This window comes from Sphingobium salicis subsp. salicis (genome assembly GCF_049472635.1).
GTDB lineage: Bacteria > Pseudomonadota > Alphaproteobacteria > Sphingomonadales > Sphingomonadaceae > Sphingobium > Sphingobium yanoikuyae_A.
Window position 1 is genome coordinate 4,946,391 of sequence record NZ_JAYRCS010000001.1, and the last position, 24,574, is coordinate 4,970,964.

Sequence of the window (24,574 nt, forward strand, 5' to 3'; positions counted from 1 at the left end):
CGGCGCGTCAGTTCATCGCGGGCAGCCAGTCCAGGTCCATATGCTTGTGCCGGTTGGTATAATGGCCGATCTCTTCCAGCCGGGCCATGTCGACCAGCGTGATCCGGCCATTGGCGCGGCTGATCAGCTTTTCCTGCTCCATCTGTCGGATCATCCGGTTCACATGAACCGACGTCAGGCCGATCGCGTCGCCAATCTCTTCCTGCGTCAGCTTGAGGTCGAAACTGTCGGTGATGCTGTCGTCCGTGACGCGCAGCCGGTCGAACATGTCGAGCAGGAAGGAGGCGACCCGCGCCCTGGCCGATGTGCGGCCGAGCGAGGCAAGCCGGTCGGTCATCGCCACCCGCTCCGCATTGGACAACAGGAACAGCAGGGCAGCGACGCGGGGATATTCCTCCAGCAGCCGGCGCAGCGCATGCTTGTCGAACGGGCAGACGATGGCGTCCGACAGGGCGACCAGTGATTCCGGTGCCTTGCTGTAGATGGTGCTGGCCGAACCGATGAAATCGCCGGGGAAGTAGACGCGCAATATCTGGCGGCTGCCATCGGGCAGGATGACATAGCTCATGACCCGACCTTCGCGCAGCACGAACAACTCAGTGATCGTCTCATTGACGCGCTGGATCATTGCCCCACGCTTGATCTTGCGGGGATTTTCTTCCAGCCGAGCCAATGCTGCTTTTTCTGCGTCGGACAGGGGAACCGTCTTGGCCAGTCTTTCCGCGAAACAGCTCGTCGCCACCAATACACCTTCTTCTTGAAATTGTTGTTACGATGGCAGAACGCCCCAACCTCCTTTTGGCTGCATTTCGGCAAGGCGCACTAAACTCGATCAAGGTTGCGGCGATCCGCGAAAATAGTCTTCCGCCGCGCCCGTCCCTGCCCGTTTTTCACGCCGAACGACCGCGCGCGCGCCTTGCACGGCGCGCAATAGACGCTATGAAACCTAGCCAATGGACCGCATTCACATTCGCGGCGGCAAGCAACTCAATGGCCGCCTTCCCATCTCCGGCGCTAAGAACGCTGCCCTGACGCTGCTGCCCTGCGCGTTGCTGACCGACGAGCCCGTCGCGCTGCGCAATCTGCCGCGCCTGGCCGACGTCGACAGCTTCGGCCATCTGCTCAACCAGCTTGGCGTGTCGACCATGATCGAGGGCGCCCGTCCGGAGGATTTCGGCCGCGTCATGACGATGCGCGCCGGTCGCGTGACCTCGACCGAGGCGCCCTATGACATCGTGCGCAAGATGCGCGCGTCGATCCTGGTGCTCGGCCCGCTGCTCGCCCGCGCCGGCGAGGCACGGGTGTCGCTGCCCGGCGGCTGCGCGATCGGCAACCGGCCGATCGACCTGCACCTCAAGGCACTGGAAGCCTTCGGCGCGATCATCGAGATCGCGGCCGGCTATGTCCGCGCCAGCCTGCCCGATGGCGGCCTGCCCGGCGGCATCTATACCTTCCCGGTGGTGTCGGTCGGTGCGACCGAAAATGCGCTGATGGCGGCCTCGCTTGCCAAGGGCACCTGCATCCTGGAAAATGCCGCGCGCGAGCCGGAGATTGTTGATCTCTGCAAGCTGCTGATCGCGATGGGCGCCGATATCGAGGGCGTGGGCACCGACAAGCTGGTGATCCATGGCCGCGATCGTCTCCACGGCGCGACCTACAGCGTCATGCCCGATCGTATCGAGGCGGGCAGCTATGCCTGCGCCGCGGCGATCACCGGCGGTTCGCTCGACCTGATCGGCGCCAATGCCGACGACATGCACGCAATCCTGGCCGCGCTGCGCGACGCTGGCGTGCAGGTCGACGAGCATCGCGACGGCATCCGCGTTTCGTCCGACGGCAAGCTCAAGCCGCTGACCCTGTCGACTGCGCCTTTCCCGGCCTTCCCGACTGACATGCAGGCGCAGTTCATGGCGATGCTGACCAAGGCGGAGGGGGCGTCGGTCCTGACCGAGACGATCTTTGAAAATCGCTACATGCATGTGCCTGAACTGGCGCGCATGGGTGCCGACATCAACGTCAACGGCCGCACCGCCGTGGTGCGTGGCGTCGACAAACTGGTCGGTGCGCCGGTGATGGCGACCGATCTGCGCGCCTCGATGAGCCTGATCCTCGCCGGCCTTGCTGCCGAAGGCGAGACCATCGTCAGCCGCGTCTATCATCTCGATCGCGGTTATGAGCGGCTGGAGGAAAAGCTCTCGGCCGTCGGCGCCGACATCGAGCGGGTCAGCGATGGCTGACGGACGCGGCCTGGCAACGGATCGGGCGGCGCTGCTGGCGCTTTATGATCTCGACGCCGGCGGTTTCCGTACCCTTGACGATATCACCAGCTTCGCCGCGCAACTATGCGGGGCGCCGATCGCGCTCGTCAGCATTGTCGAGGATGTAAGGCAGCGCTTTCTGGCGCGGGTCGGGCTGGATGCGGAGGAGACGCCGCGTGACGTCTCCTTCTGTGCGCTGGCCATGCTGGGCGACAATATCTTCGTCGTGCCCGACGCGACCCAGGATGCGCGTTTCATCGACAATGCGCTGGTCACCGGTGCGCCGCATATCCGCTTCTATGCCGGGGCGCCGCTGGTCGGTGGCGATGGCGAGCCGCTGGGCGCGCTCTGCGTCATCGACACGGTGCCGCGCGATGATCTGACCCCGCTGCAGCGCCAGGGGCTATCGCTTCTGGCGCGGCAGGTGATGGTGGAATTGGAAGGACGCCGCCGCGATCGCGATGTCATCGCCCAGCAGCGGCTCGACGCGGCAGCGGTGGCGGACAGCGATCGCATGTTCCGCACCCTGGCCGACACCATGCCGCAAATGGTCTGGTCGACCCTGCCGGACGGCTATCATGATTATTATAATGCGCGCTGGTATGAATATACCGGCGTGCCGGCCGGATCGACCGATGGCGATGCCTGGAACGGCATGTTCCATGTCGATGACCAGCCCAAGGCCTGGGAGAAATGGCGCCATTCGCTGGCGAGCGGCGATCCCTATGAAATCGAATATCGGCTGCGGCACCGCGACGGCCTCTATCGCTGGACGCTGGGGCGCGCCCTGCCAATCCGTGACGCGCAGGGGCAGATCATCCGCTGGATCGGCACCTGCACCGAGATTCACGAACAGAAGCTGATGCTCGAAGAGCGCGAGATGATCGCGCATGAGTTGTCGCATCGGATCAAGAATATCTTTTCCGTCATTGCCGGCCTCATTGGCCTGTCAGCGCGCGAGCGTCCGGGCATGCAGGAAGGGGCGGACGACCTGCGCGACCGTATCCTGGCGCTGGGGCGGGCGCATGACTTCGTCCGCACCCATGGCGGCGGCGTCAGCATGGCGGAGGAGCAGGCGTCGCTTCATGGCGTGCTGGAGGAGATTTTTGCGCCCTATGGCGGCCGGGAACGACTGCAATTGTCGGGCGACAATCCGCCGATCGATGATCGCTCGGCGACGCCGCTGGCGCTGCTGTTTCATGAACTGGCGACCAATGCCGCCAAATATGGCGCGCTATCGACGCCCGATGGCTTTATCGCGCTGCATGTGGTGACGCAGGATGAGGATATCCGGCTCGACTGGCGCGAAGAGGGCGGACCGAGTGTGGCGCCGATCGCCAGCGAAGGCTTTGGCAGTCGCCTGATCGCGCTCAGCGTCGAGCGTCAGCTGGGTGGTCAACTCGAACGGCAATGGTGCCCCGAAGGGCTTCGGCTCAGCCTGCGGATACCGCGACGCTCGATGCACCGCGCTGCGGCGGGAAGGGCGTAAAGCCGGCAATTTCCGCCGTGGCGAGGTCGGCTGCTTCGGTGGCTGCCAGGCGCACGGTCTGGGCAATGCTCTGCGCGCGGAAGGGCTTGGTGACGACGCCCAGCGCCGCAACGGACGCCGTGCCAATCTGCGCCGGATTGGCGGTCACATAGATGACCTTGATGCCGAAGCGGCTGGCCAATTCCATGCCGATGGCAGGACCAGTGGGGCCATCACGCAGATTGAGGTCGACCAGGGCGATGTCGCAGGATTCGGCGGCGGCCATCGCCGCCTCGCGGTCGGCCGCGATGCCGCCGACATCGAAGCCGGCATCCTGCACAATCTGTTCGATTTCCAACGCGACGAAAATCTCGTCCTCGACGATCAGAATCTTCTTGCTCATCCCTGCGCCCGCTTATGCTGGTGTCGATAAATGCGGAAAGGGACGAAGAGTTCCCGAAATATGTAAAAATCAGGTGTCGTCGTTTTCGATGCTGCTCCAGGCCGTGTCGAACGCGGTGCCGTTCATCAGCAGGACCGATGCGGGATAGCCGCCTGCCGCTGCCTTCTTCGCCGTTTCGGTGGCGCTGTCGATCGCGGCCTGCTGCGTCGCGAAGGGGCCGTAATAGCTGTTGTTGAGGTTGATCTTCCACGCGCCGTCATGCGGGACGATGATGTAGCGGGCGTGGGGCAGGTCGGTCATGGTCGCGATGGTCTCCGATGGCAGGTCAGCGCGCGGGCATCCGCCGGGCGCTCGCCAGATGATGGGCATGGGTGATCGCCACCGCAAGGGCATCGGCCGCGTCGGAGCCGACGATCTTGGCGCCGGGCAGCAGCCGCTGGACCATGGCATGGACCTGGTCCTTCGACGCGTTGCCGACGCCGACGACCGATTTCTTGACGAGGCGGGCGGCATATTCGCCCACTTCCATGCCGGACCGCGCGGCATTCAGCAGGATGACGCCGCGTGCCTGGCCCAGCTTCAGCGTCGATTGCGGATTGACGTTGACGAACACCTCCTCGACCGCGGCGCCATCGGGCCGATGTTCGAGGATCAGGTCGGTCAGCGCCAGATCGAGCGCCATCAGTCGCGTCGCCAGCGACATCGCGCTGTCGGTCTTGATCTGGCCGTTGCCGACATGGGTCAGGCGATTGCCATCGGCGGCAATCAGGCCCCAGCCGGTGGTGCCGAGGCCGGGGTCGAGGCCAAGTATGATCATGGGTGCAGGATCGTCCGCATCGGGCAAGGCCGGCGCGCATCGGCGCTGCGCGATCTCGCCCGAAGCGAACGGGAGCCGGGCATCTTAGCCCAGCTTCTCCATCACCGCGTCGGAGACTTCATAATTGCCCCAGACGGTCTGGACGTCATCATCATCTTCCAGCGTGTCGACCAGCTTCAATAGCGTTGCGGCATTGGCTTCGTCGACTTCCAGCGTGGTCTGCGGCTTCCAGGCGAGCTTGGCGCCCTCTGCCGGACCCAGCTTGGCTTCCAGCGCCTTGGCGACTTCGTGCAACGCGTCCATCGCGGTCCAGATCTCATGCTCGTCTTCGTTCGACGAAACATCGTCCGCACCCGCTTCCAGCGCGGCTTCGAACACTGCGTCGGCATCGCCGGCGCTGGCGGGATAGGTGATGAGGCCCAGGCGGTCGAAGCCATGGCTCACCGCGCCCGATGCGCCCAGATTGCCGCCATTCTTGGCAAAGGCGGTGCGGACATTGGTCGCGGTGCGGTTGCGATTGTCGGTCAGTGCCTCGACGATGATGGCGACGCCGCCGGGGCCATAGCCCTCATAGCGGATTTCCTCGTAATTCTCCATGTCGCCGCCGATCGCCTTGTCGATCGCGCGCTGGATATTGTCCTTGGGCATCGACTGGGCCTTGGCGGCGTTGACCGCCAGGCGCAGGCGCGGGTTCATGTCCGGATCGGGCATGCCCATCTTGGCCGCGACGGTGATTTCGCGCGACAGCTTGGAGAACATCGACGAGCGCTTCTTGTCCTGCGCACCCTTGCGATGCATGATGTTCTTGAATTTGGAATGGCCGGCCACGGCCTTCTCCTGACATTTTCTGTGAAACCGAAGCGCGCTCTCTAGCGAGCGCGTCGCCATCCTGCAACGCTAGAGGATGGCGCAGGCGCGGCGATCAGTAGCGGATCGCGGTTCCCGAGGCGGAGACCATTAGCATGGAGCCATTGGCGCCGATCACCTCATAGTCGAGGTCGACGCCGACCACGGCATTGGCGCCGAGCTTGCGGGCATTGCCCTGCATCTCCTCGATCGCTTCGCTGCGGGCGCGTTGCAGCACATCCTCATAGGCGCCCGATCGGCCGCCGACGATGTCGCGCACACTGGCGAACAGGTCGCGGAAGAGGTTGGCGCCGACAATCACTTCGCCGGTGACGATGCCCAGATAATCCTGGGCGGGACGGCCTTCGAGGCGGCTGGTGGTGCTGACGATGATGTCGGTCATAAAGGGCGTCCTCTCATTTTGGTGGCGCCCCTGGCGCGAGGGGGGCTGGACCAGATGTAGGTCGACAGCACCCCTCGGCAAGGTCCGGTGGCTTGCACCGGTCGGGAATAAGGCGTGGACCGCCTTATTCCATGCCCAGCGCGGACAGATAGGTCTGCAGGATCGCTTCCATTTCCTGGCGGTCATGCGGTTGCATCTTACGCAGGCGGATGATCTGGCGCATGATCTTGGGGTCGTAACCGGTCGCCTTGGCTTCCAGATAGACGTCCTTGATGTCGTCGCCGATGCCCTTCTTTTCTTCTTCCAGGCGCTCGATGCGCTCGATCAGAAGGCGCAGCTGGTCGGCTGCGATATTGCCCTCGCTCATGGGAATCTCCGTGTCAGTGTGAATCGGTTGGCGGATGCTCCTAGAGCCTGATCGGTTGAGGTGGAAGCGCTTTGCGTGTCCGCCGATACCGTGAATCAGGCTCTAATTGAGAAATGCCGGGTTGCGAAATGCACTCCAAGCTGATCCGGCAGGGTCGCCCGAAGCCTAATGCCAAAGCTTAGTGGTTGTCCGCGTTCTTCGCCACACTCTCCTGCATCTTTGCGATCTGCTCGGGCGTCGCCTCGCTCTGATGGCGGATCTTCCATTCGGCAAAGGGCATGCCGTGGACGATTGCGCGGGCTTCGTCACGGTTCAGATTGCCGTCCGCCTCGGCAATCCAGTCGGCCAAGCAGTTGCGGCAGAAGCCGGCCGTGCCCATCAGGTCGATATTCTGCACGTCGGTCCGATGCTGCAAATGCGCGATCAGCCGACGGAAGGCGGTTGCAGCGACGGCGTCACTGAGTATGGTAGCGGACACAGGCGGAACCTTTCGCTTAATCTACATCATCCTGTCGTGCAGCACGGATAATCGATAACGACGCCCTGGCAAGCCAGAGGCGATCAATACGGCCAGGAGAAGACATGACACGACTATCGCCCCGCTCGCGCAAGGTTCGCATTCTCGCGACCCTCGGTCCCGCCAGCGAGAGCGCAGAGATGATCCGCGCATTGTTTGTCGCGGGTGCCGACGCCTTTCGAGTCAATATGAGCCATGGCGCGCATGAGGATCATGCCGCCCGCATCGCCACGATCCGCGAGCTGGAAAAGGAATTTTCCCGGCCGACCACGATCCTGGCCGACCTTCAGGGCCCCAAGCTGCGCGTGGGCACGTTCGAGAAGGGGCTGGTGGTGCTGGAGACCGGCGCGCCCTTCGTCCTCGATCGGGACGACACGCCGGGCACCGTTGAGCGCGTGAACCTGCCGCACCCCGAAATCTATGCCGCGCTGGTCCCCGAGACCCGGCTGCTGCTGGATGACGGCAAGCTGGTGCTGCGGGTGAAGGCCGTCACGGACACGCGAATCGACACCATCGTCGAAATCGGCGGCACCCTGTCCAACCGCAAGGGCGTGAATGTGCCTGACGTGGTCGTGCCGGTGCCGGCGCTGACCGACAAGGATCGCCGAGACCTCAGCTTCGCGGTCGATCAGGGCTGCGACTGGATCGCCTTGAGCTTCGTGCAGCGGCCCGAGGATCTGGCCGAGGCGCGCAAGCTGATGGGCGGCCATGGCGCGCTGATGGCGAAGATCGAGAAGCCCTCGGCCGTGCAGCGGCTGGAGGAGATTATCGAGATGGCCGACGGCGTGATGGTCGCGCGTGGCGATCTGGGCGTGGAATTGCCGCCGCAGGCGGTGCCGCCGCTGCAGAAGCAGATCGTTGCCACCGCGCGCCGCATGGGCCGTCCGGTGGTGGTTGCGACCCAGATGCTCGAATCGATGATCAAGGCGCCGACCCCGACCCGCGCCGAAGTGTCGGACGTGGCGACCGCGGTCTATGACGGCGCCGATGCGATCATGTTGTCGGCCGAAACGGCGGCGGGCGACTGGCCGGTTGAGGCGGTGTCGATGATGGACAGCATCGCCCATAGCGTGGAGCGCGATCCGGGCTATTTCGCCCGTCTGCACTTCACCGAAACGCGGCCCGACCCGACCACCGCCGACGCCCTGGCGGAGGCTGCCGCCGGCATCGTGCCGGTCGTCGGCGCCAGCGTCATCACCTGCTTCACCTCATCGGGCAGCACCGTGCGCCGCGTGGCGCGCGAGCGGCCGTCTGCACCGATCCTGGCGCTGACGCCGCGATCCGATACCGCGCGCAAGCTGGGCCTGACCTGGGGCGTCCATGCGATCCGCACCAAGGATATCGGCAATTTCGAGGAAATGATCGGCAAGGCGCGCCGCATGGCGTTGCGCCACGACATGAGCGCCAAGGGCGGCAAGATCGTGGTGCTGGCCGGCGTGCCCTTCGGGACGCCCGGTTCGACCAATGTGCTGCATGTGGCGACCGTGCGCGGCGACGAGCTGAAGGGGCGCGACGAGACACCCAGCCTGCCGGCCTGACGGCTTTGGCATGATCGATTCGGCGCGGCCGCCCCATTCGGGCGGCCGCGCTTTTTTTCATGGCCGCGAATCGATTCGCGTGAAAATGCCGCGCCAACACGTTGAGCGCCCGATCCATGGGATCGGGCGCTCAATAAGACCTTTGGAAGGTCCGGAGGATCGGCGAGCCGATCCGTCCGCGCTTTTAGCCCTGGCGGGCCTTGAAGCGACGGTTGGTCTTGTTGATGACGTAGGTCCGGCCACGACGACGGATCACGCGGTTGTCCCGGTGGCGGCCCTTGAGCGACTTGAGCGAGTTGCGGATCTTCATTGTCAGCCTTCTGGAATCATGTCTGATTGGAAAAATCGAAGCGCAGCCCCTATGGGGGAGGCGGCCGAAAGTCAAGCGCAGGCCACCGCCTTTTGCCACCGTTCATCCTGCATGCAGCCAAGTCATGGCTTCACCCGTTGGAAGGGAATGCTATGTCGGCGGCGTGTTGGACATAGTCCCGTTGGAGTGCAATCGCATGTTGAAACAGATCATCCTCTCCTCCTGCCTTGCCCTGTCGCTCGCCGCCTGCGCGACGGTGCCGTCGGTGGAGGTGACGCGATTCCACAATGGCAGCCCGGCACAGACCGGATCGATCGCGGTACAGGAAATCCCCGGCAATCCGGACGTTGGCCTCGAATTCCGCACCTATGCCGGGGCGGTGAGCCAGGAGTTGCAGCGGGTCGGCTTCACCAATGCGGGCGATGCAGGCAGCGACTATGTCGCGCTAGTCGGCTTCCGCCGCAGCTTCCGCCCGACCGGCACCGCGCGCAATGACAAGCCGGTCAGCGTCGGCGTTGGCGGGGCGCTGGGCAGTGGCGGCTATTCCGGCCTGGGGCTGGGCGTCGGCATCAACCTGTCGGGCAAGCCCAAGGATATCGTCTCCACCGAATTGCAGATCCAGATTCGCCGTCGCAGCGATCAGGCCGCCATCTGGGAAGGCCGCGCCTCGACCGAATCGCGTGAAGGCACGCCCGAGTCGCAGCCGCGCGCCGTCGCGCAAAAGCTCGCTGCCGCCCTCCTCGGGGGCTATCCGGGCGAATCCGGGCGCACTATAACGGTCAAATGACCATCTCCATTTCGAGCGCCTTCGACAGCGGCAACATCCGCGTTCTTTCCATCACCGACACTCCCGACGGCGTCCGCGCCGAGCTGGAAATCGTCAAGGACAAGGACAGCGACTTCTATCAATGGTTCCATTTCCGTCTGGCGGGCGCCGCCGGACGCGAAGTGGAACTGGCGATCGTGAACTGCGCGGGCTCGGCCTATCCCGACGGCTGGCCGGGCTACAAGGCGCGGATGAGCGAGGATCGCGAGAATTGGCTTCAGGCCGATACCGACTATGCAGACGGCACGCTGACGATCCGCCTCTCGCCCGACAGCAATGCCGTCTGGCTTGCCTATTTCGCGCCCTATTCGATGGAGCGCCATCATGATCTGGTCGCCTGGGCCGCGTGCCAGCCGGGCGTCGAGCATCGCGAACTCGGCCTGACGCTGGACGGCCAGCCGCTCGACATGCTGAGCGTCGGCGAAGGCCCCAAGAATGTCTGGCTCTATGCCCGCCAGCATCCCGGCGAAAGCATGGCCGAGTGGTGGATGGAAGGCGCGCTGGAGCGGCTGACCGACGACGAGGACGCGGTGGCGCGCTATCTGCGTCAGAAGGCGACCTTCCACATCGTCCCCAACATGAATCCCGACGGCAGCCGGCGCGGTCATCTGCGCACCAATGCGGCGGGCATCAATCTCAACCGCGAATGGCATGAGCCGTCGATGGACAAGAGCCCGGAAGTCTATCTGGTCCGCGCCGCGATGGACGAGACCGGCGTTGATTTCGCCATGGACGTGCATGGCGACGAGGCGATTCCGGCGGTGTTCCTGGCCGGCTTCGAGGGCATTCCCTCGATCACCGACCGGCAGCTCTCGCTCTATCATCGCTATCGCGACACGCTGGCGGCCCGCACGCCCGATTTCCAGACGCGCCTCGGTTATCCGGTGGCGAGCGGCGGCAAGGCCAATCTCGCCATGTCGACCAATCAGCTGGCCGAACGCTTCGGCGCGGTCGCGATGACGCTGGAAATGCCATTCAAGGATAATGACGATCTGCCCGACGCCGATTTCGGCTGGTCGCCGGCCCGTTCGGCGCAGCTCGGCAAGGATTGCCTGGCGGTGCTGGCGGAGATGATCGAGGATATCTGACCGGGCTGATCGGGGGGGCAATAGATGGAGCATGGCGGCGTGACGCGACGGACGATCCTGCACGGCGCCGGTGGCGCCATGGCGCTCGGCACCGTCGGCGCGCCGGCCATTGCCAAATCCCGCCCGTCGCGCGAGCGTCTGGAAGCAGCGCTTGCGCGCATTGCCGACCCGGCGGGAGAGGGCAGACGCACCTACCTCACCCTCTATGTGGACAGCGCGCGGGCGGCGGCGGACGCGGCCGATGCCCGCGCCGGTTCGCCGCTTTCGCCGATCGACGGCGCGATCGTCAGCATCAAGGATCTGTTCGATGTCGCGGGTGAACCGACCCGCGCCGGTTCGCTGATCCTGGCCGATGCCCCGCCCGCCACCGTCGATGCGCCGGTCGTTGCCCGGCTCAAGCAGACCGGCGCGGTGATCGTCGGCAAGACCAACATGGTCGAATTCGCCTTTTCCGGCGTCGGCGCCAATCCCCATTATGGCACGCCGGGCAATCCGGCCGACCGGGCCCGCGTGCCGGGCGGATCGACCAGCGGCGGCGGCGTCGCGGTGGCCGATCAGATGTGCGAGATCGCGATCGGCACCGATACCGGCGGTTCCTGCCGCATTCCCGCCGCGCTGTGCGGCGTCGTCGGCTACAAGCCGACCAAGGCGCGGGTGCCGACCGACGGCGCCTTTCCGCTCTCGCCCACGCTCGATTCGATCGGGCCGATCGCGACCAGTGTCGACGCCTGTTTCCGCACCGATGCGATCTTGGCGGGCGAGGCGCCCCGCCGGCTTGACCTCGCGCCGCTCAAGGGGCTGCGCGCCGGCATTCCCCAGGGCTTGCCGCTGGCCGATCTGGACGCGACCGTTGCGGCGCGTTTCGCCGATGCGCTGGCCCGGCTGGGCAAGGCGGGCGTGACGCTCAGCGACGAAGTCTTCCCGCAATTCGACGCGATGCAGGCGCTCCAGTCGCCGGTGCCGATCGCCTCGGTCGAGGCCTATGCCATTCATCGCGATCGAATCGCGACCCGTGCGCAGGATTTCGATCCGATCGTGCTGGCACGGATGCAGGCAGGCCGTGACGTGACGCCCGAACGCCACCGGCAGATGCTGGTGGAGCGCGCCGCGCTGGTGCGATCGATGGACGCGCGCCTGACCGGACTGGACATATTGGTGCTGCCGACCACGCCGATCGTCGCCCCGACCAAGGCCGAGGTGGCGAATGCCGACGCCTTCGTCGCCCGCAACCGGCTGCTGCTGCGCAATACTGGCCTCGGCAACAGCTTCGACCTGTGCGCCATTTCCCTGCCGCTGCCGCGCGAGGGCGGCCTGCCGGTCGGCCTGATGCTGATGGCGCGGGCCGGGCAGGACCGGCGCCTGTTCGCGATCGCGGCAGCGGTGGAAAAGCTGCTGGCGGTTTAGCCGAACAGTTCGTCGAGGAAATTCACCATCGCGCGGAAGCTGCGGCGGTCGGCATCGGCGCTATAGGCCAGCCCCTTTTCGGGCATATGGACGCTTTCGTCGGTGAAGGCGTGGCCGGTATGGCCATAGGCATGGATCTGCCAGTCGCAGCCCGCCTCGGTCAGTTCCTTCGCCAGGCCGACGGTCGCCTCGGGCGGCGCGATCGGGTCTTCCCAGCCATGGCAGACCAGCAGCTTGGCGGTGATCGTGGCGTTGGGGAAGGGCGGTGCCTCATAGACGCCGTGGAAGCTGACGCCGCCGGCAATGCCGGCGCCCGCGCGGGCCAGGTCGAGCACGCATTTGCCGCCGAAGCAGAAGCCGATCGCGGCCGTGCGGGCGGCATCGACCGCCGGCATATCCTTGAGCAGCGCGTGGGCGCCCAGCATCCGGTTGCGCAGCAGCGCGCGGTCGGCGTTGAGTTCGTTCATGTAGCGCCCGGCATCGGGATCCTCGCGGGTGGTCCGCTTGCCCTGCCCGAAAACATCGGCGACCAGCACGGCATAGCCCAGCGCCGCGACCTTCTCCGCATAGAGGAAGTCGGCTTCCTTGGTGCCCAGGACATTGGGAACCAGCAGGATGCCCGGCACCGGGCCGGCGGCGGCATCGTCGACCACGGCGACGCTTTCGAACGGGCCGCCCGGACCGTCATGGATGATCGTCTGACGGGTGAGGGCCATGAAAACGTCTCCTGTGGATAAGTCGAAAAGTCAGATGCTGCCGAAGCCGGGGGCTTCGCCACGTGCGGCGGCATTGATGCGGCGGGGGCGCTTCCAGCCGATCTGCGGGCGCTTGCGCAGGCGCAAAGTCGGCCAATGGCCGCGATCGCTGCGTTCGGCGAGGCGCATGCCCTGCGCGCGATAGGCGGCGATCACCGCATCGGCCTGTTCGTTGAGCAGGCCGGCGAGCACGATCGTGCCACCATCCTCCACCAATGCGCAAAGCGAGGGCGCCAGCTCGATCAGCGGCCCGGCCAATATGTTGGCGATCAGCAGGTCATAGGGCGCGCGCCCGACCAGCGCGGGATGATCCACGCCGGCGGCGGTGCAAAGCGCCAACTGGCCGGCGCCCCCGCCCAGGGCAATGCCGTTCGCCACGGCATTCTCGCGGCTGATGTCGACCGCCACCGGATCAATGTCCGATGCGATCGCATGCGCGCGCGGCCACAATGTCATCGCGGCAAAGGCGAGCAGGCCGGTGCCGGTGCCGATATCGGCGACATTGCGAAAGCGCATGCCGACGCTGCGCATCCGGTCGATCATCGCCAGGCAGCCGGCGGTGGTCTCATGCTGGCCGGTGCCAAAGGCGCGACTCGCCTCGATCAGGAAATTGACATGACCGGGCTGTTCGGGGGCGCTGGCGACATTGCGCACATGGAATCGGCCGGCGGTGACGGGCTCCAGCCCCTGCTGGCTCATCGTCACCCAATCCTCATCGGGCAGCGCCTCGACCTGCGGCTTGATGCCCGATGCGCTGGGCACCAGGGTCTTGAGCAGCTTGATCGCCGCCGGGCTCGGCTTGCCTTCGAAATAGGCGTCGAGCTGCCACTTATTCTCGTCGTCCGGCTCCGCCTCGCTGGTCATCAGCACCGGTGGATGCTCCATCAGGGCGAAGGCGGCGATGTCCCCGTCCAGCGCCTCCGCTTCGGCGCGGGTGCAGGGCAGGGTGACTTTCCAGCTCTGGGCGGCTGGCGCAGCGACATCATTCATGCCGCCGCCTTTAGACCAGCGGCAGCGGCAGGAAAAGGGTCAGGCGACCTGGCGGCCGAAGTCGCTGGAGGCATGCCGCAGGCTGGACAGCTTGCCCTCGACGCTCATGAAGCCGCGTTCCAGCTGGTCGATTTCCGATGCGACCACTTCGGTGTCCTGGCGGATCGCCGAAATGGTGGTCGACATCGAGTCGGCGGCCAGCGCGGTCTCGTCGACGGCGGCGGTGATCATCGTCACGGTCTGGGCCTGGGCGTCCATGGCGTGGCGGATGCGCTGGGCACTGGCCTGCACTTCGCCGACGGTGTCGCGGATGCGCTCGTTGGTCTCCACCGACTGGCGGGTCGATGCCTGGATGGCGGCGATCTTGCCGGCAATCTCGTCGGTGGCACGGGCGGTCTGGTTGGCCAGGCTCTTCACTTCCTGCGCCACCACGGCAAAGCCGCGACCGGCGTCACCGGCACGGGCGGCTTCGATCGTCGCGTTGAGCGCCAGCAGGTTGGTCTGGCCGGCAATGTCGCGGATCAGGCCCAGGATCGATTCGATCGACTTGGCATGGTCCGACAGGGTGGCCGACATGGAAACGGCGTCGCCCGATTGCGACGCGGCGCGCTGTGCCACTTCGGCGGCGCTTTCCACTTCGGTGCGCGCGTCCTCGATGGCGCGGATCAGGCCGGCCGAGGTGCGGGCGGCCTCGCGCATCGCAAGGGCGGATTGTTCGGCGGCGGCGGCGACTTCCGACGCCTTGCCCAGCATGCCGCGGGTCGCGGCGGAGGCATCCTTGGCCTGTTCGCGCAGCGATTCGCCCAGCTGCGACGCGCCGTCGATCTCGCCCATGATGCGCTGTTCGAACAGGACGCCGAACTGCTGGCGCGCATTGCGCTGGCTTTCGGCATCATCGATCGCGATCACATTGGCCATCAGACCGGCATCGACCATGCCGACCTGCGCCATGATGTCGACCAGGCGGCGCCGGGTGGCGTCGTCGGCTGCGCGTTCCCAGATGATATCGGTCAGTTTCTCGTTGGCCGCGGCGACGGGCAGCAGCACGCCGCGCACGGAAATGCCGTGCTTGCGGGCGTGGCGGACGCAGGCGGTGGAGGACAGCGCCCAATCGCCGGCGCTGTAATGGCGCAGCTTCTGGCGGACATATTCATGCGCGGCGGTCTCGATCTTCGCCAGCGTCGTGGGCTGCAACCGGTTTCGCAGGCCCGAACTGTCCATATAGGTGGAGAAGAAGGTGCGCGCCGCGACAACCGCATCGTCGGCAACCAGCTGCTCGATTTCGGCCATGCCACGGGCCAGATCACCGCGGGGGTCCACTTCGGCCAGCATCTGGGCGATGGCGTTCCTGGGCGTGGTGGCGGAAGTCATGGATTGCAGAACCCCAAATAGGTGTCAGGACGAACCAGGCGGTGATAGCGCCATTTGGTTAATCACTTCTTATTTGGGCGCGCGCATCGACATGGTCCGCGCGGCTTGCCCTTCGGCGTCTTCGCTCCTAAGGGGAGCGGACTCAAAGGACATAGCAGGGACCTGGGTAGACATGGCGCGAACCACAAGCCGGCCGCTCTCGCCGCATTTGACGATCTGGAAATGGGGGCCGGCAATGGCCGTCTCCATCATTCACCGCGTGACGGGCAATGGCCTGGCCACCGCTGGTGCTCTTGGCCTCATCTGGTGGCTGATGGCCGCCGCGACCGGCCCGGAAGCCTATGCCACCTTCGTCACCTGCGCGACCTCGCCGATCGGCTATCTGGTCATGGCGGGCCTGTCCTGGTTCTTCTTCCAGCACCTCTTCTCGGGTCTGCGTCACTTCGTGCTCGACATGGGCGCGGGTTATGACCTGAAGACCAGCAAGACCTGGTCGATCCTGACCTTCGTGCTGTCCACCATCGCCACCGCCGCCTTCTGGGCCGCGATCTGCCTGGGGAAATTCTGATGGGTACCGGAACCGGAATTGGCCGCGTCCGCGGTCTTGGCTCGGCTAAGCATGGCGCGCACCACTGGCTGGCACAGCGCTACACCGCCATCGGCAATCTGCTGCTGGTGCTGTGGCTGCTCTTCAGCCTGATCGCGCTGCCCGGCCTCGATTATGAGAGCGTGGTCAACTGGATCCACAATCCGCTGGTCGCCGTGCCGCTGATGCTGATGGTCGTCAGCATCTTCATGCATCTGCGTCTGGGCATGCAGGTCATGCTGGAGGACTATGTCCACGACAAGGGCCTGGCCTTCTTCTCGATGCTGCTGCTGAACTTCTATGCCTATGCCGGCGCTGCCGCGGGCGTCTTCGCGATCGCCAAGATCGCCTTCATCGGGGTCGTCAAGTAATGAGCGAAGCCTACAAGATCATCGACCATACCTACGACACCGTCGTCGTGGGTGCCGGCGGCTCGGGCCTGCGCGCCACCATGGGCAGCGCCGAAGCGGGTCTCAAGACCGCCTGCATCACCAAGCTGTTCCCGACCCGCAGCCACACCGTGGCGGCGCAGGGCGGCATCGCCGCCTCGCTCGGCAACAACAGCCCCGACCACTGGACCTGGCATATGTATGACACCGTCAAGGGGTCGGACTGGCTGGGCGACCAGGACGCGATCGAATATATGGTGCGTGAAGCACCGGCGGCGGTGATCGAGCTGGAACATGCCGGCGTGCCGTTCAGCCGCAACCAGGACGGCACCATCTATCAGCGTCCCTTCGGCGGCCACATGCAGAATATGGGCGCCGGCCCGCCGGTGCAGCGCACCTGCGCCGCCGCCGACCGTACCGGTCACGCCATGCTGCACGCGCTCTATCAGCAGAGCCTGAAGTATGACGCCGACTTCTACATCGAATATTTCGCCATCGACCTGATCATGGAAGATGGCCCGAACGGCAAGGAATGCCGCGGCGTCATCGCCATCTGCATGGAAGATGGCAGCATCCACCGCTTCCGCAGCCACGCCGTTGTGCTGGCGACGGGTGGCTATGGCCGCGCCTATTTCTCGGCCACCTCGGCCCATAGCTGCACCGGCGACGGCGGCGGCATGGTGCTGCGCGCCGGCCTGCCGCTGCAGGATCTGGAATTCGTCCAGTTCCACCCGACCGGCATCTATGGCGCGGGCGTGCTGATCACCGAAGGCGCGCGCGGCGAAGGCGGCTACCTCACCAATTCCGAAGGCGAGCGTTTCATGGAACGCTATGCCCCGTCGGCGAAGGATCTGGCGTCGCGTGACGTCGTGTCGCGTTCGATGGCGATGGAAATGCGCGAGGGCCGCGGCGTCGGCGAGCACAAGGATCATATCTTCCTGCACCTCGACCATATCGACCCCAAGGTTCTGGCCGAGCGCCTGCCGGGCATCACCGAAAGCGGCAAGATCTTTGCCGGTGTCGATCTGACCCGCCAGCCGCTGCCCGTGACCCCGACGGTCCATTACAATATGGGCGGCATCCCCTGTAACTATCATGGCCAGGTGGTGACGAAGGTCGGCGACGATCCGGAAGTCGTGGTGCCGGGCCTGTTCGCGGTCGGCGAAGCGGCCTGCGTGTCGGTCCATGGCGCGAACCGCCTTGGCTCCAACTCGCTGATCGACCTTGTCGTGTTCGGCCGCGCAACCGGCCTGTTCCTCAAGGACAATCTCAAGCCCAACACCCCGCACAAGCCGCTGCCGGCCAATGCGGCCGATCTGGCGCTGTCGCGCCTCGATCACTACCGCAACGCCAACGGCACCACCTCGACGGCGGACATCCGCATGGACATGCAGCGCACCATGCAGAAGCATGCCGCCGTGTTCCGCGACAGCGAATTGCTGGCCGACGGCGTCGTCAAGATGCAGGCGGTCAACAAGCGCCTGCAGGACGTCAAGATCGCCGACCGTTCGCTGATCTGGAACACCGACCTGATCGAGACGCTGGAACTGGACAATCTCATGAGCCAGGCCATCTGCACGATGGAAGGCGCCGAGGCCCGCAAGGAATCGCGCGGCGCCCATGCGCATGAGGATTTCCCGAACCGCGACGACGAAAACTGGATGAAGCACACCATCAGCTGGTTCGAAGGCTGGGGTGGTTCGGGCGGCAAGGTGACGCTCGATTATCGTCCGGTCCACGACTACACGATGACCGACGAGGCCGAGTATATCAAGCCGAAGGCGCGCGTATATTAAGCCTCTGGCATCATGCCGGGAATCCGAAGAGGGCGGGCCATCTGGTCCGCCCTTTTTCTTTGCCCATTGCGCGCGCGCGATCAGGCTCTAGCTTGGGTGCCGATCGATCAAGGAGGTGCCGGCGATGCGGAAACCTGTTGGACGTCAGGGGATGATCCTGCTGCCCTTGCTGCTGACGGCGGCGGCTCCCCCTAAAGATGTGGACGCGGTGCTCGCGCTGACGCGGACAACGAAAGCGACATATGCGGTCTGCACCTGGAATGTGGTGACGCCCAGCGAGGAAGTGCAGCTCAAGGAATGGGCGGCCGAATATCATCAGGGCGACCGTCACCGGGTCGAAACCCCGCGCGACCGGATTATCGCCAATTGCGCGACCGGGGAGGCCCAGCATCTCGACGTGCGCACTGGTGAGGTGTCAACTTCGCCGTCGCTCGCGGCGGCCGCCTGTGGCGTCAACGCCAATCGCAAGCTGGTCGCCAAGGAATTTCTGGGGCGGGAGACCGGCGGTCGCTATGGCCCCGTATCCCGCATCGCGGTGGCCGATGACGGCAATCTGCGCACCTATGATGTGCTCGACGACGGCGCGATCATCGCGGCGACGATCCATGACGCCAATGACGACGCGACGGAGCGGCTGACCAGCGCGGTCCTCACCTACAGCCACAACCTGCCCGAAGCCGATATCTTCTCCACCGCCTCGCTCAGCCGCAGCGTCGTCCCCGACGGTTGCCGCAGCGGCCATGGGGGATGAGGGGAGCGATCAGGTCATGGCAAAAGGCAACAGCGCCCGATAAACCGCGATCCCTGGCTTGCCTTCCACCCGGCCACCCTGGCGCAGGATGAAGGCATGGCGGACGATCTCGGCCTGCTGCTCGATGCCATATCGGGCGAAGGGCTTGCCCGGCTCGATCGCATAGTCATAACGGCAGAAGGGGTGACGCATCAGCGGCAGCCAATATTTGCCCGACCGCTGCGCCTGCCAGACATGAGTCATCTCATGGATGAACAGGCCCTGCAGGCTGAGCGGGCTGGCGCAGAAATCGTCGCAGAAGAGGCCGCCTTCGGGATGAAACCAAAGGTCGCCGTCGGGCGCCATGGTCACGGCGCGCGGCTGGAAGGGCCACCATTTCCGGTTGTGGACGCGCACCCGGTCATAGGCGATCGCGTCACCGAACATCGTCCGGGCGAGCGCGGCCTCCTCAAGTGTCAGCGGGCGGCTGGTCAATGCGCCTTATGCTCGTCCGTCGCATTGCCCGCAGCAGGCGCCGCTGGTGCGCTGCCGTCGGGCTTGCGGATCACCGCATCGACCAGCAACCGGTCGCCGTTCGACATCAGGAAGGTAAGCTGCATCTTGCCCCGGCTGATCGCGGTATCGTTGACGCCCCAGATCATCAGATGCTTGCCGCCCGGCGCGAACGCGACCGTGCCCTTGGCCGGCACATCGACGCTTTCGATCGGCTGCATCGACATCATGCCGTCCTTGCCGACGCTCTCATGCATCTCGACCTTGAGCGCATAGTCGGTCATCACCCCGCGCAACTGCACCCCGGCATCGCCGCCATGCGCCACGAAATAGCCGGCCGAGGGCGTATCCTTGTTGGGTGACAGCCGGACCCAGGCCTGGTCGACATAGCTCGGCGCAGGGTCGCCACAGCCGGCAAGGGCCAGCGGCGCGGCGAGGGCGATAAGGGCAAGGGGCGCACGCATGGATCAGGGCTCCGTGACTGTCTCGTTTCCGGTCAATGCCTGACTAATCGCGCCTGATCCTTGTGCCAAGCGAAAGCGCGCCTATATCCCTTGCGCAAACCGGCCTTGCCTTGGCGCTTACGTGAGGTATTGGGCCGTCAACCGCTGAATTTATTTTGGGGTTCAAAGAGGACACAAATGGCAAAAGTTATCGGTATCGACCTTGGCACGACCAACAGCTGTATCGCTGTGATGGACGGCGGCAAGCCCAAGGTGATCGAGAATGCGGAAGGTGCGCGCACCACGCCGTCGATCGTCGCCTTCGCCAAGGATGGCGAGCGCCTGATCGGCCAGCCGGCCAAGCGCCAGGCTGTCACCAATCCGGACAACACGATTTTCGCGGTGAAGCGCCTGATCGGCCGCCGCTTCGACGATCCCATGACCAAGAAGGACATGGAACTCGTCCCCTACGACATCGCGAAGGGCCCGAACGGCGACGCCTGGGTCAAGGCCGGTGGCGAGGAATATAGCCCGTCGCAGATCAGCGCCTTCATCCTGCAGAAGATGAAGGAAACCGCCGAGAGCTATCTGGGCGAAACCGTGACGCAGGCGGTCATCACCGTTCCCGCCTACTTCAACGACGCCCAGCGCCAGGCGACCAAGGACGCCGGCCAGATCGCGGGCCTGGAAGTGCTGCGCATCATCAATGAGCCGACCGCGGCCGCGCTCGCCTATGGCCTCGACAAGCAGGACGGCAAGACCATCGCCGTCTATGACCTTGGCGGCGGCACCTTCGACATCTCGATCCTGGAAATCGGCGATGGCGTGTTCGAAGTGAAGTCGACCAACGGCGACACCTTCCTGGGCGGCGAGGATTTCGACGCCAAGCTGGTCGAATATCTGGCCGCCGACTTCAAGAAGGCCGAGAGCATCGACCTTACCAAGGACAAGCTGGCCCTCCAGCGTCTGAAGGAAGCCGCTGAAAAGGCGAAGATCGAGCTGTCCTCGGCCCAGTCGACCGAAGTCAACCTGCCCTTCATCACCGCGGACCAGAATGGTCCCAAGCATCTGGTGAAGACGATCACCCGCGCCGATCTGGAGCGTCTGGTCGCCGACCTCATCAAGCGCACGATGGAGCCCTGCAAGAAGGCTCTGGCCGACGCCGGCGTGACCGCCAGCGAAATCAGCGAAGTCGTTCTGGTCGGCGGCATGACCCGCATGCCCAAGGTGCGCGAAGCCGTGAAGGAATTCTTCGGCAAGGAACCGCACACCGGCGTGAACCCGGACGAAGTCGTCGCCATGGGCGCCGCCATTCAGGCCGGCGTGCTGCAGGGCGACGTCAAGGACGTGCTGCTGCTCGACGTGACTCCGCTGTCGCTGGGCATCGAGACGCTGGGTGGCGTGTTCACCCGCATGATCGATCGCAACACCACCATCCCTGCCAAGAAGTCGCAGGTCTATTCGACCGCCGACGACAATCAGCAGGCGGTGACCATCCGCGTGTTCCAGGGCGAGCGTGAAATGGCGGCGGACAACAAGCTGCTCGGCCAGTTCGACCTGGTCGGCATCCCGCCGGCACCGCGCGGCGTGCCGCAGATCGAAGTCACCTTCGACATCGACGCCAACGGCCTGGTCAACGTGTCCGCCAAGGACAAGGGCACCGGCAAGGAACAGCAGATCCGCATCCAGGCCTCGGGCGGCCTCAGCGACTCCGACATCGACCAGATGGTCAAGGATGCCGAGCGCTTCGCCGAAGAGGACAAGAAGCGTCGTGAAGCGGCCGAAGCCAAGAACAACGCCGAAAGCCTGGTCCACACGACCGAGGCACAGCTGGCCGAACATGGCGACAAGGTCGACGCTTCGCTGAAGGGCGAGATCGAAGCCGCGATCGCCGAAACCAAGTCGGCGATCGAAGGCGGCGACGCCGAAGCCATGAAGGCCAAGGCGCAGGAACTCGCGACCGTCGCGATGAAGCTGGGCCAGGCGATCTACGAGAAGGAGCAGGCTGCTGCAGCCTCGCCGGAGGCCGAAGCGCCGAAGGCCGATGACGGCGTCGTCGACGCCGAATTCTCCGAAGTGGACGACAACAAGGCGTAAGCCCCATGAAACGCTCCTCGACTTCGCTTCGGGCGGACAGGCTGGTTTCTGACCAGTGCATCCGTTCGGAGCGAGGCCGGGGACCGTGCGCGCCGAGGGCGAGATGACGACCGAAATCGACTATTACGAACTGCTCGAAGTAGAACGCACAGCCGACGGGGCCGCGATCAAGAGCGCCTATCGCAAGCTGGCGATGAAATATCACCCGGACAAGACCGGGGGCTGCACCGACAGCGAGGCCAAGTTCAAGGCTGTTTCTGAAGCCTATGACTGCCTGAAGGATCCGCAGAAGCGGGCGGCCTATGACCGGTTCGGTCATGCCGCGTTCAAGCAGCAGCAACAGGGCGGCGGCGGCGGCGGATTCCACGGCGGTGCCGGTGGTTTCTCCGACCTTGGCGATATTTTCGAGACGATCTTTGGCCAGGCCGGCTTTGGCGGCGGTGGTGGCGGACGCCAGCAGCAGCGCCGCGGCGCGGACCTGCGCTATGATCTCGAAATCTCGCTGGACGAAGCCTATCATGGCAAGAAGACCGAGATCCAGATCGAGGTGTCGGCCGCCTGCGATAGCTGCGAAGGGTCGGGCGCCCAGCCGGGCACCGGGGTCAAGACTTGCGGCACCTGCCATGGCCATGGCCAGGTGCGGGCACAGCAGGGCTTCTTCGTGGTCGAGCGGACTTGCCCCAGCTGTCATGGCGCGGGCCAGGTGATCGAAAGCCCCTGCAAATCCTGTCGCGGCGAAGGCCGGGTCGATCGGCCCAAGACGCTGTCGGTCAATATCCCGGCGGGCGTCGACGAAGGCACCCGCATTCGCCTGTCGGGCGAAGGCGAGGCCGGCGCGCGTGGCGCGCCGGCGGGCGACCTCTACATCTTCCTGCATGTGAAGCGGCACAGCATCTTCGAACGGGATGGCACCACGCTATTCTGTCGCGTGCCGGTCAGCATCACGACGGCGGCGCTGGGCGGGATGATCGAAGTGCCGGGCCTCGATGGCCAGCGGCATGAGATCAAGATTCCGAGCGGCATCCAGTCGGGCAAGCAGATCAAGCAGCGCGGCGCCGGCATGCCGGTGCTGAACGGCCGCGGTCAGGGCGACCTGGTCGTCCAGGTCGATGTCGAGACGCCGACCAAGCTGACGGCCAAGCAGCGCGAACTGCTCGAAGCCTTCCGCGAGACCGAGACCGGCGAGGAATGCCCGCAATCGAGCGGCTTCTTCGGCAAGCTCAAGGAATTGTGGGGGGATTGATCCTCCCCACTTGGCTGGTCAGGGCGTGGCGCTGGTGCGCCGCGCCCACCAGTAGAAGGGCAGGCCGCCCGCCATCAGCAGGAAGCTGGCGCCGCTGGGAATGAGGCCCGCGCCCCATAAAGTCCAGCAGGCATAGGCGAGGCCGACCGCTGCGGCCGGAACTGCAATCCGCAATCGCAGCGCGGCCAGCGCACAACCCACATAAAGCCACAGGGTCGCCGATGTCGCGAGCAGCGCCATGGCGGTGAACAAAGCGACCAGCCCCTGCAGGCTGTTGGCGACCAGCAGCAGGCTGGCAAGGATGCTGGACAGTATCAGTCCGCGCACCGGCGTGCCGCGTGCATCCGTCCCCGCCAGCCAGGCCGGCAATTCGCCCGCGCGCGCCATCGCCAGCGGCACCTCGCCCTGCAACAGGGTCCAGCCATTGAGCGCGCCGAGGCAACTGATGACGACGAAGGTCGCGATCAGGCTGGCGGGGCCGGCCGACCAATAATGGGTGACATAGGCGCCGAAGGGCGATCCGGTCTGGCTTTCGGCGCCGGGCAGGGTGAGGGCGATGCCGGAACAGACGAACAGGTAGAGAAGGCCGGTGACCGCCGTGCCGATCATCGTCGCGCGCGGCACGGTGCGGGCGGGATCCTTGACCTTGTCGGCCGCGACCGAGGCGGATTCGAAACCGAGCAGGGCCCACAGCGTCAGTGCCGCCGCTGCCGTGATGCCGCTGCCGGTAAAACCCTGGGCCGGGAAGGGCACGATTTCCGCCGTGCCGCGCCCGATCGTCAGCGCCAGCAGCACCAGCACGACCAGGATCGGAATAACCTTGATGATCGTCGTCACCAGTTGCGCCGTGCCGGCGGCATGGGCGCCGCGCAGGTTGATCGCGGTGGTGAGCCAGATGAAGCCGATCGAGCAGAGCGCGCCCATGCCCGGCCGGTTCAGCGCCGGCAACAGGCTGGACAGGTTGGCGGTGGCCGCGACCGCGATCGTCACATTGGTGATGATGATCGACAGCCAGTAGATCCAGCCGATCGCGAAGCCGGCCAGCGGGCCATAGGCGCGGGCGCTCATCTGCGCGGCGTTGGCGTCGGGCATGGCGACGGTCAGCCGGGCGATCACGAAGGCCAGGATCAAGGAGCCGGCGATGGTGAAGACCCAGGCGGCGACCGCATCCCAGCCGAAGGGCGCGAGTGCGGCCGGCAGCAGGAACACGCCCGATCCGATCATATTGCCCATGACGAGCGCGATGCAGGCGGCCAGCCCCAGCGTCCGCACCGGGCGGTGGGGGATCACATCCTGTGCCGGCGGCGGGCTGTTCATCGCCCCTGTCTATCGGTGAAAAGGGTGCAGGGCCAGAGCGGATCGTTGCGCCTTCGTTCGGACTTGCATGGCGGCGCGCTTCGGGTGATCCTTGGCCAA

The 24,574-nt window shown here is 65.3% G+C and carries 27 protein-coding genes; 12 read left to right on the top strand and 15 right to left on the bottom strand.

Features of this window, described 5'->3' with window-relative positions; genetic code table 11:
* Positions 1 to 7: 7 nt before the first annotated feature.
* Positions 8 to 745 carry a Crp/Fnr family transcriptional regulator gene (locus tag VHN57_RS23915; protein WP_278984856.1) on the bottom strand — a complete coding sequence of 246 codons (738 nt, stop codon included), beginning with the start codon at positions 743 to 745 and terminating at the stop codon, positions 8 to 10.
* A gap of 208 nt (positions 746 to 953) precedes the next feature.
* Here VHN57_RS23915 and murA point away from each other — a divergent pair, with 208 nt between their 5' ends.
* Both murA and VHN57_RS23925 read left to right on the top strand, forming a co-directional pair.
* On the top strand, positions 954 to 2,237 hold the full coding sequence (murA, locus tag VHN57_RS23920) for a UDP-N-acetylglucosamine 1-carboxyvinyltransferase (protein WP_278984857.1): 1,284 nt from the start codon (positions 954 to 956) through the stop codon (positions 2,235 to 2,237).
* Positions 2,230 to 3,747 carry a PAS domain-containing protein gene (locus VHN57_RS23925; RefSeq protein WP_017499321.1) on the top strand — a complete coding sequence of 506 codons (1,518 nt, stop codon included), beginning with the start codon at positions 2,230 to 2,232 and terminating at the stop codon, positions 3,745 to 3,747. The genes murA and VHN57_RS23925 overlap by 8 nt, the downstream gene beginning before the upstream one ends.
* Here the strand turns inward: VHN57_RS23925 and VHN57_RS23930 are convergent.
* From VHN57_RS23930 to VHN57_RS23960, 7 genes are all read right to left on the bottom strand, one after another.
* Positions 3,692 to 4,129 (bottom strand): response regulator, encoded by a 438-nt coding sequence (locus VHN57_RS23930; protein WP_037515798.1) that lies wholly within the window; start codon positions 4,127 to 4,129, stop codon positions 3,692 to 3,694. The two genes, VHN57_RS23925 and VHN57_RS23930, sit on opposite strands and share 56 nt — an antisense overlap.
* A gap of 69 nt (positions 4,130 to 4,198) precedes the next feature.
* Complete coding sequence (locus VHN57_RS23935; protein ID WP_097385819.1) at positions 4,199 to 4,429, bottom strand: DUF2188 domain-containing protein; 231 nt, start codon at positions 4,427 to 4,429, stop codon at positions 4,199 to 4,201.
* A 25-nt stretch (positions 4,430 to 4,454) separates the two neighbouring features.
* On the bottom strand, positions 4,455 to 4,946 hold the full coding sequence (ruvC, locus tag VHN57_RS23940) for a crossover junction endodeoxyribonuclease RuvC (RefSeq protein WP_004210168.1): 492 nt from the start codon (positions 4,944 to 4,946) through the stop codon (positions 4,455 to 4,457).
* 84 nt (positions 4,947 to 5,030) lie between these two features.
* Positions 5,031 to 5,774 carry a YebC/PmpR family DNA-binding transcriptional regulator gene (locus VHN57_RS23945; RefSeq protein ID WP_004210169.1) on the bottom strand — a complete coding sequence of 248 codons (744 nt, stop codon included), beginning with the start codon at positions 5,772 to 5,774 and terminating at the stop codon, positions 5,031 to 5,033.
* 94 nt (positions 5,775 to 5,868) lie between these two features.
* Positions 5,869 to 6,195, bottom strand: a complete 327-nt coding sequence (locus VHN57_RS23950) for a heavy metal-binding domain-containing protein (protein WP_004210170.1) — start codon at positions 6,193 to 6,195, stop codon at positions 5,869 to 5,871.
* A gap of 124 nt (positions 6,196 to 6,319) precedes the next feature.
* The gene (locus VHN57_RS23955) at positions 6,320 to 6,562 is read right to left on the bottom strand and encodes a DUF2312 domain-containing protein (protein ID WP_004210171.1); all 243 of its coding nucleotides are present in this window, start codon (positions 6,560 to 6,562) and stop codon (positions 6,320 to 6,322) included.
* Positions 6,563 to 6,740: 178 nt separating this feature from the next.
* Positions 6,741 to 7,040 carry a DUF1244 domain-containing protein gene (locus VHN57_RS23960; RefSeq protein ID WP_278984861.1) on the bottom strand — a complete coding sequence of 100 codons (300 nt, stop codon included), beginning with the start codon at positions 7,038 to 7,040 and terminating at the stop codon, positions 6,741 to 6,743.
* A gap of 104 nt (positions 7,041 to 7,144) precedes the next feature.
* Here VHN57_RS23960 and pyk point away from each other — a divergent pair, with 104 nt between their 5' ends.
* On the top strand, positions 7,145 to 8,617 hold the full coding sequence (gene pyk, locus VHN57_RS23965) for a pyruvate kinase (RefSeq protein ID WP_010339297.1): 1,473 nt from the start codon (positions 7,145 to 7,147) through the stop codon (positions 8,615 to 8,617).
* A gap of 184 nt (positions 8,618 to 8,801) precedes the next feature.
* Here the strand turns inward: pyk and ykgO are convergent, their stop codons facing one another.
* Positions 8,802 to 8,927, bottom strand: coding sequence for a type B 50S ribosomal protein L36 (ykgO, locus tag VHN57_RS23970; RefSeq protein WP_004210176.1), 126 nt, complete (start codon positions 8,925 to 8,927; stop codon positions 8,802 to 8,804).
* A gap of 196 nt (positions 8,928 to 9,123) precedes the next feature.
* On the opposite strand from ykgO, the gene VHN57_RS23975 reads away from it, so the two are divergent.
* From VHN57_RS23975 to VHN57_RS23985, 3 genes are read left to right on the top strand one after another with little or no spacing between them, the layout of a single operon-like run.
* The gene (locus VHN57_RS23975; RefSeq protein WP_004210178.1) at positions 9,124 to 9,714 is read left to right on the top strand and encodes a DUF4136 domain-containing protein; all 591 of its coding nucleotides are present in this window, start codon (positions 9,124 to 9,126) and stop codon (positions 9,712 to 9,714) included.
* Positions 9,711 to 10,841 carry a M14 family metallopeptidase gene (locus VHN57_RS23980; protein WP_278984864.1) on the top strand — a complete coding sequence of 377 codons (1,131 nt, stop codon included), beginning with the start codon at positions 9,711 to 9,713 and terminating at the stop codon, positions 10,839 to 10,841. The genes VHN57_RS23975 and VHN57_RS23980 overlap by 4 nt, the downstream gene beginning before the upstream one ends.
* 39 nt (positions 10,842 to 10,880) lie before the next feature.
* Positions 10,881 to 12,245: an amidase gene (locus VHN57_RS23985; RefSeq protein ID WP_278984866.1), complete on the top strand. Its 1,365-nt coding sequence runs from the start codon at positions 10,881 to 10,883 to the stop codon at positions 12,243 to 12,245.
* On the opposite strand, the gene VHN57_RS23990 is transcribed toward VHN57_RS23985, so the two are convergent.
* The 3 genes from VHN57_RS23990 to VHN57_RS24000 are packed head-to-tail and all read right to left on the bottom strand — an operon-like array spanning position 12,242 to position 15,322.
* Positions 12,242 to 12,961, bottom strand: a complete 720-nt coding sequence (locus VHN57_RS23990; protein ID WP_278984867.1) for a dienelactone hydrolase family protein — start codon at positions 12,959 to 12,961, stop codon at positions 12,242 to 12,244. The genes VHN57_RS23985 and VHN57_RS23990 overlap by 4 nt on opposite strands.
* A 30-nt stretch (positions 12,962 to 12,991) precedes the next feature.
* A complete protein-coding gene (locus tag VHN57_RS23995) occupies positions 12,992 to 13,990 on the bottom strand; it encodes a 50S ribosomal protein L11 methyltransferase (protein WP_278984869.1) in 999 nt (332 codons plus the stop codon).
* Between the two features lie 39 nt (positions 13,991 to 14,029).
* A complete protein-coding gene (locus VHN57_RS24000) occupies positions 14,030 to 15,322 on the bottom strand; it encodes a methyl-accepting chemotaxis protein (protein WP_004210187.1) in 1,293 nt (430 codons plus the stop codon).
* A 274-nt stretch (positions 15,323 to 15,596) separates the two neighbouring features.
* On the opposite strand from VHN57_RS24000, the gene sdhC reads away from it, so the two are divergent.
* The 4 genes from sdhC to VHN57_RS24020 all read left to right on the top strand — a co-directional run bounded on the left by sdhC (position 15,597) and on the right by VHN57_RS24020 (position 18,883).
* Positions 15,597 to 15,929 (top strand): succinate dehydrogenase, cytochrome b556 subunit, encoded by a 333-nt coding sequence (gene sdhC / locus VHN57_RS24005; RefSeq protein ID WP_004210189.1) that lies wholly within the window; start codon positions 15,597 to 15,599, stop codon positions 15,927 to 15,929.
* Positions 15,929 to 16,318: a succinate dehydrogenase, hydrophobic membrane anchor protein gene (gene sdhD, locus VHN57_RS24010; protein WP_004210192.1), complete on the top strand. Its 390-nt coding sequence runs from the start codon at positions 15,929 to 15,931 to the stop codon at positions 16,316 to 16,318. The genes sdhC and sdhD overlap by 1 nt, the downstream gene beginning before the upstream one ends.
* Positions 16,318 to 18,132 carry a succinate dehydrogenase flavoprotein subunit gene (sdhA, locus tag VHN57_RS24015; protein WP_010339302.1) on the top strand — a complete coding sequence of 605 codons (1,815 nt, stop codon included), beginning with the start codon at positions 16,318 to 16,320 and terminating at the stop codon, positions 18,130 to 18,132. Before sdhD ends, sdhA begins: the two co-directional genes overlap by 1 nt.
* Positions 18,133 to 18,256: 124 nt before the next feature.
* Positions 18,257 to 18,883, top strand: coding sequence for a hypothetical protein (locus VHN57_RS24020; RefSeq protein ID WP_423285896.1), 627 nt, complete (start codon positions 18,257 to 18,259; stop codon positions 18,881 to 18,883).
* Between the two features lie 9 nt (positions 18,884 to 18,892).
* On the opposite strand, the gene VHN57_RS24025 is transcribed toward VHN57_RS24020, so the two are convergent.
* Together VHN57_RS24025 and VHN57_RS24030 are read right to left on the bottom strand one after the other, a co-directional pair.
* The gene (locus VHN57_RS24025; protein WP_278988497.1) at positions 18,893 to 19,357 is read right to left on the bottom strand and encodes a vgr related protein; all 465 of its coding nucleotides are present in this window, start codon (positions 19,355 to 19,357) and stop codon (positions 18,893 to 18,895) included.
* A complete protein-coding gene (locus VHN57_RS24030; protein ID WP_278988495.1) occupies positions 19,354 to 19,839 on the bottom strand; it encodes a copper chaperone PCu(A)C in 486 nt (161 codons plus the stop codon). The genes VHN57_RS24025 and VHN57_RS24030 overlap by 4 nt, the downstream gene beginning before the upstream one ends.
* A gap of 177 nt (positions 19,840 to 20,016) precedes the next feature.
* Here VHN57_RS24030 and dnaK point away from each other — a divergent pair, with 177 nt between their 5' ends.
* Together dnaK and dnaJ are read left to right on the top strand one after the other, a co-directional pair.
* The gene (gene dnaK / locus VHN57_RS24035; protein ID WP_004210200.1) at positions 20,017 to 21,915 is read left to right on the top strand and encodes a molecular chaperone DnaK; all 1,899 of its coding nucleotides are present in this window, start codon (positions 20,017 to 20,019) and stop codon (positions 21,913 to 21,915) included.
* Between the two features lie 103 nt (positions 21,916 to 22,018).
* Entirely contained in the window at positions 22,019 to 23,158 is a 1,140-nt protein-coding gene (dnaJ, locus tag VHN57_RS24040; RefSeq protein WP_169863027.1) for a molecular chaperone DnaJ, read from the top strand.
* Positions 23,159 to 23,176: 18 nt separating this feature from the next.
* Here the strand turns inward: dnaJ and VHN57_RS24045 are convergent, their stop codons facing one another.
* Positions 23,177 to 24,475 carry an amino acid permease gene (locus VHN57_RS24045; RefSeq protein WP_278985389.1) on the bottom strand — a complete coding sequence of 433 codons (1,299 nt, stop codon included), beginning with the start codon at positions 24,473 to 24,475 and terminating at the stop codon, positions 23,177 to 23,179.
* Between the last annotated feature and the right edge of the window lie 99 nt (positions 24,476 to 24,574).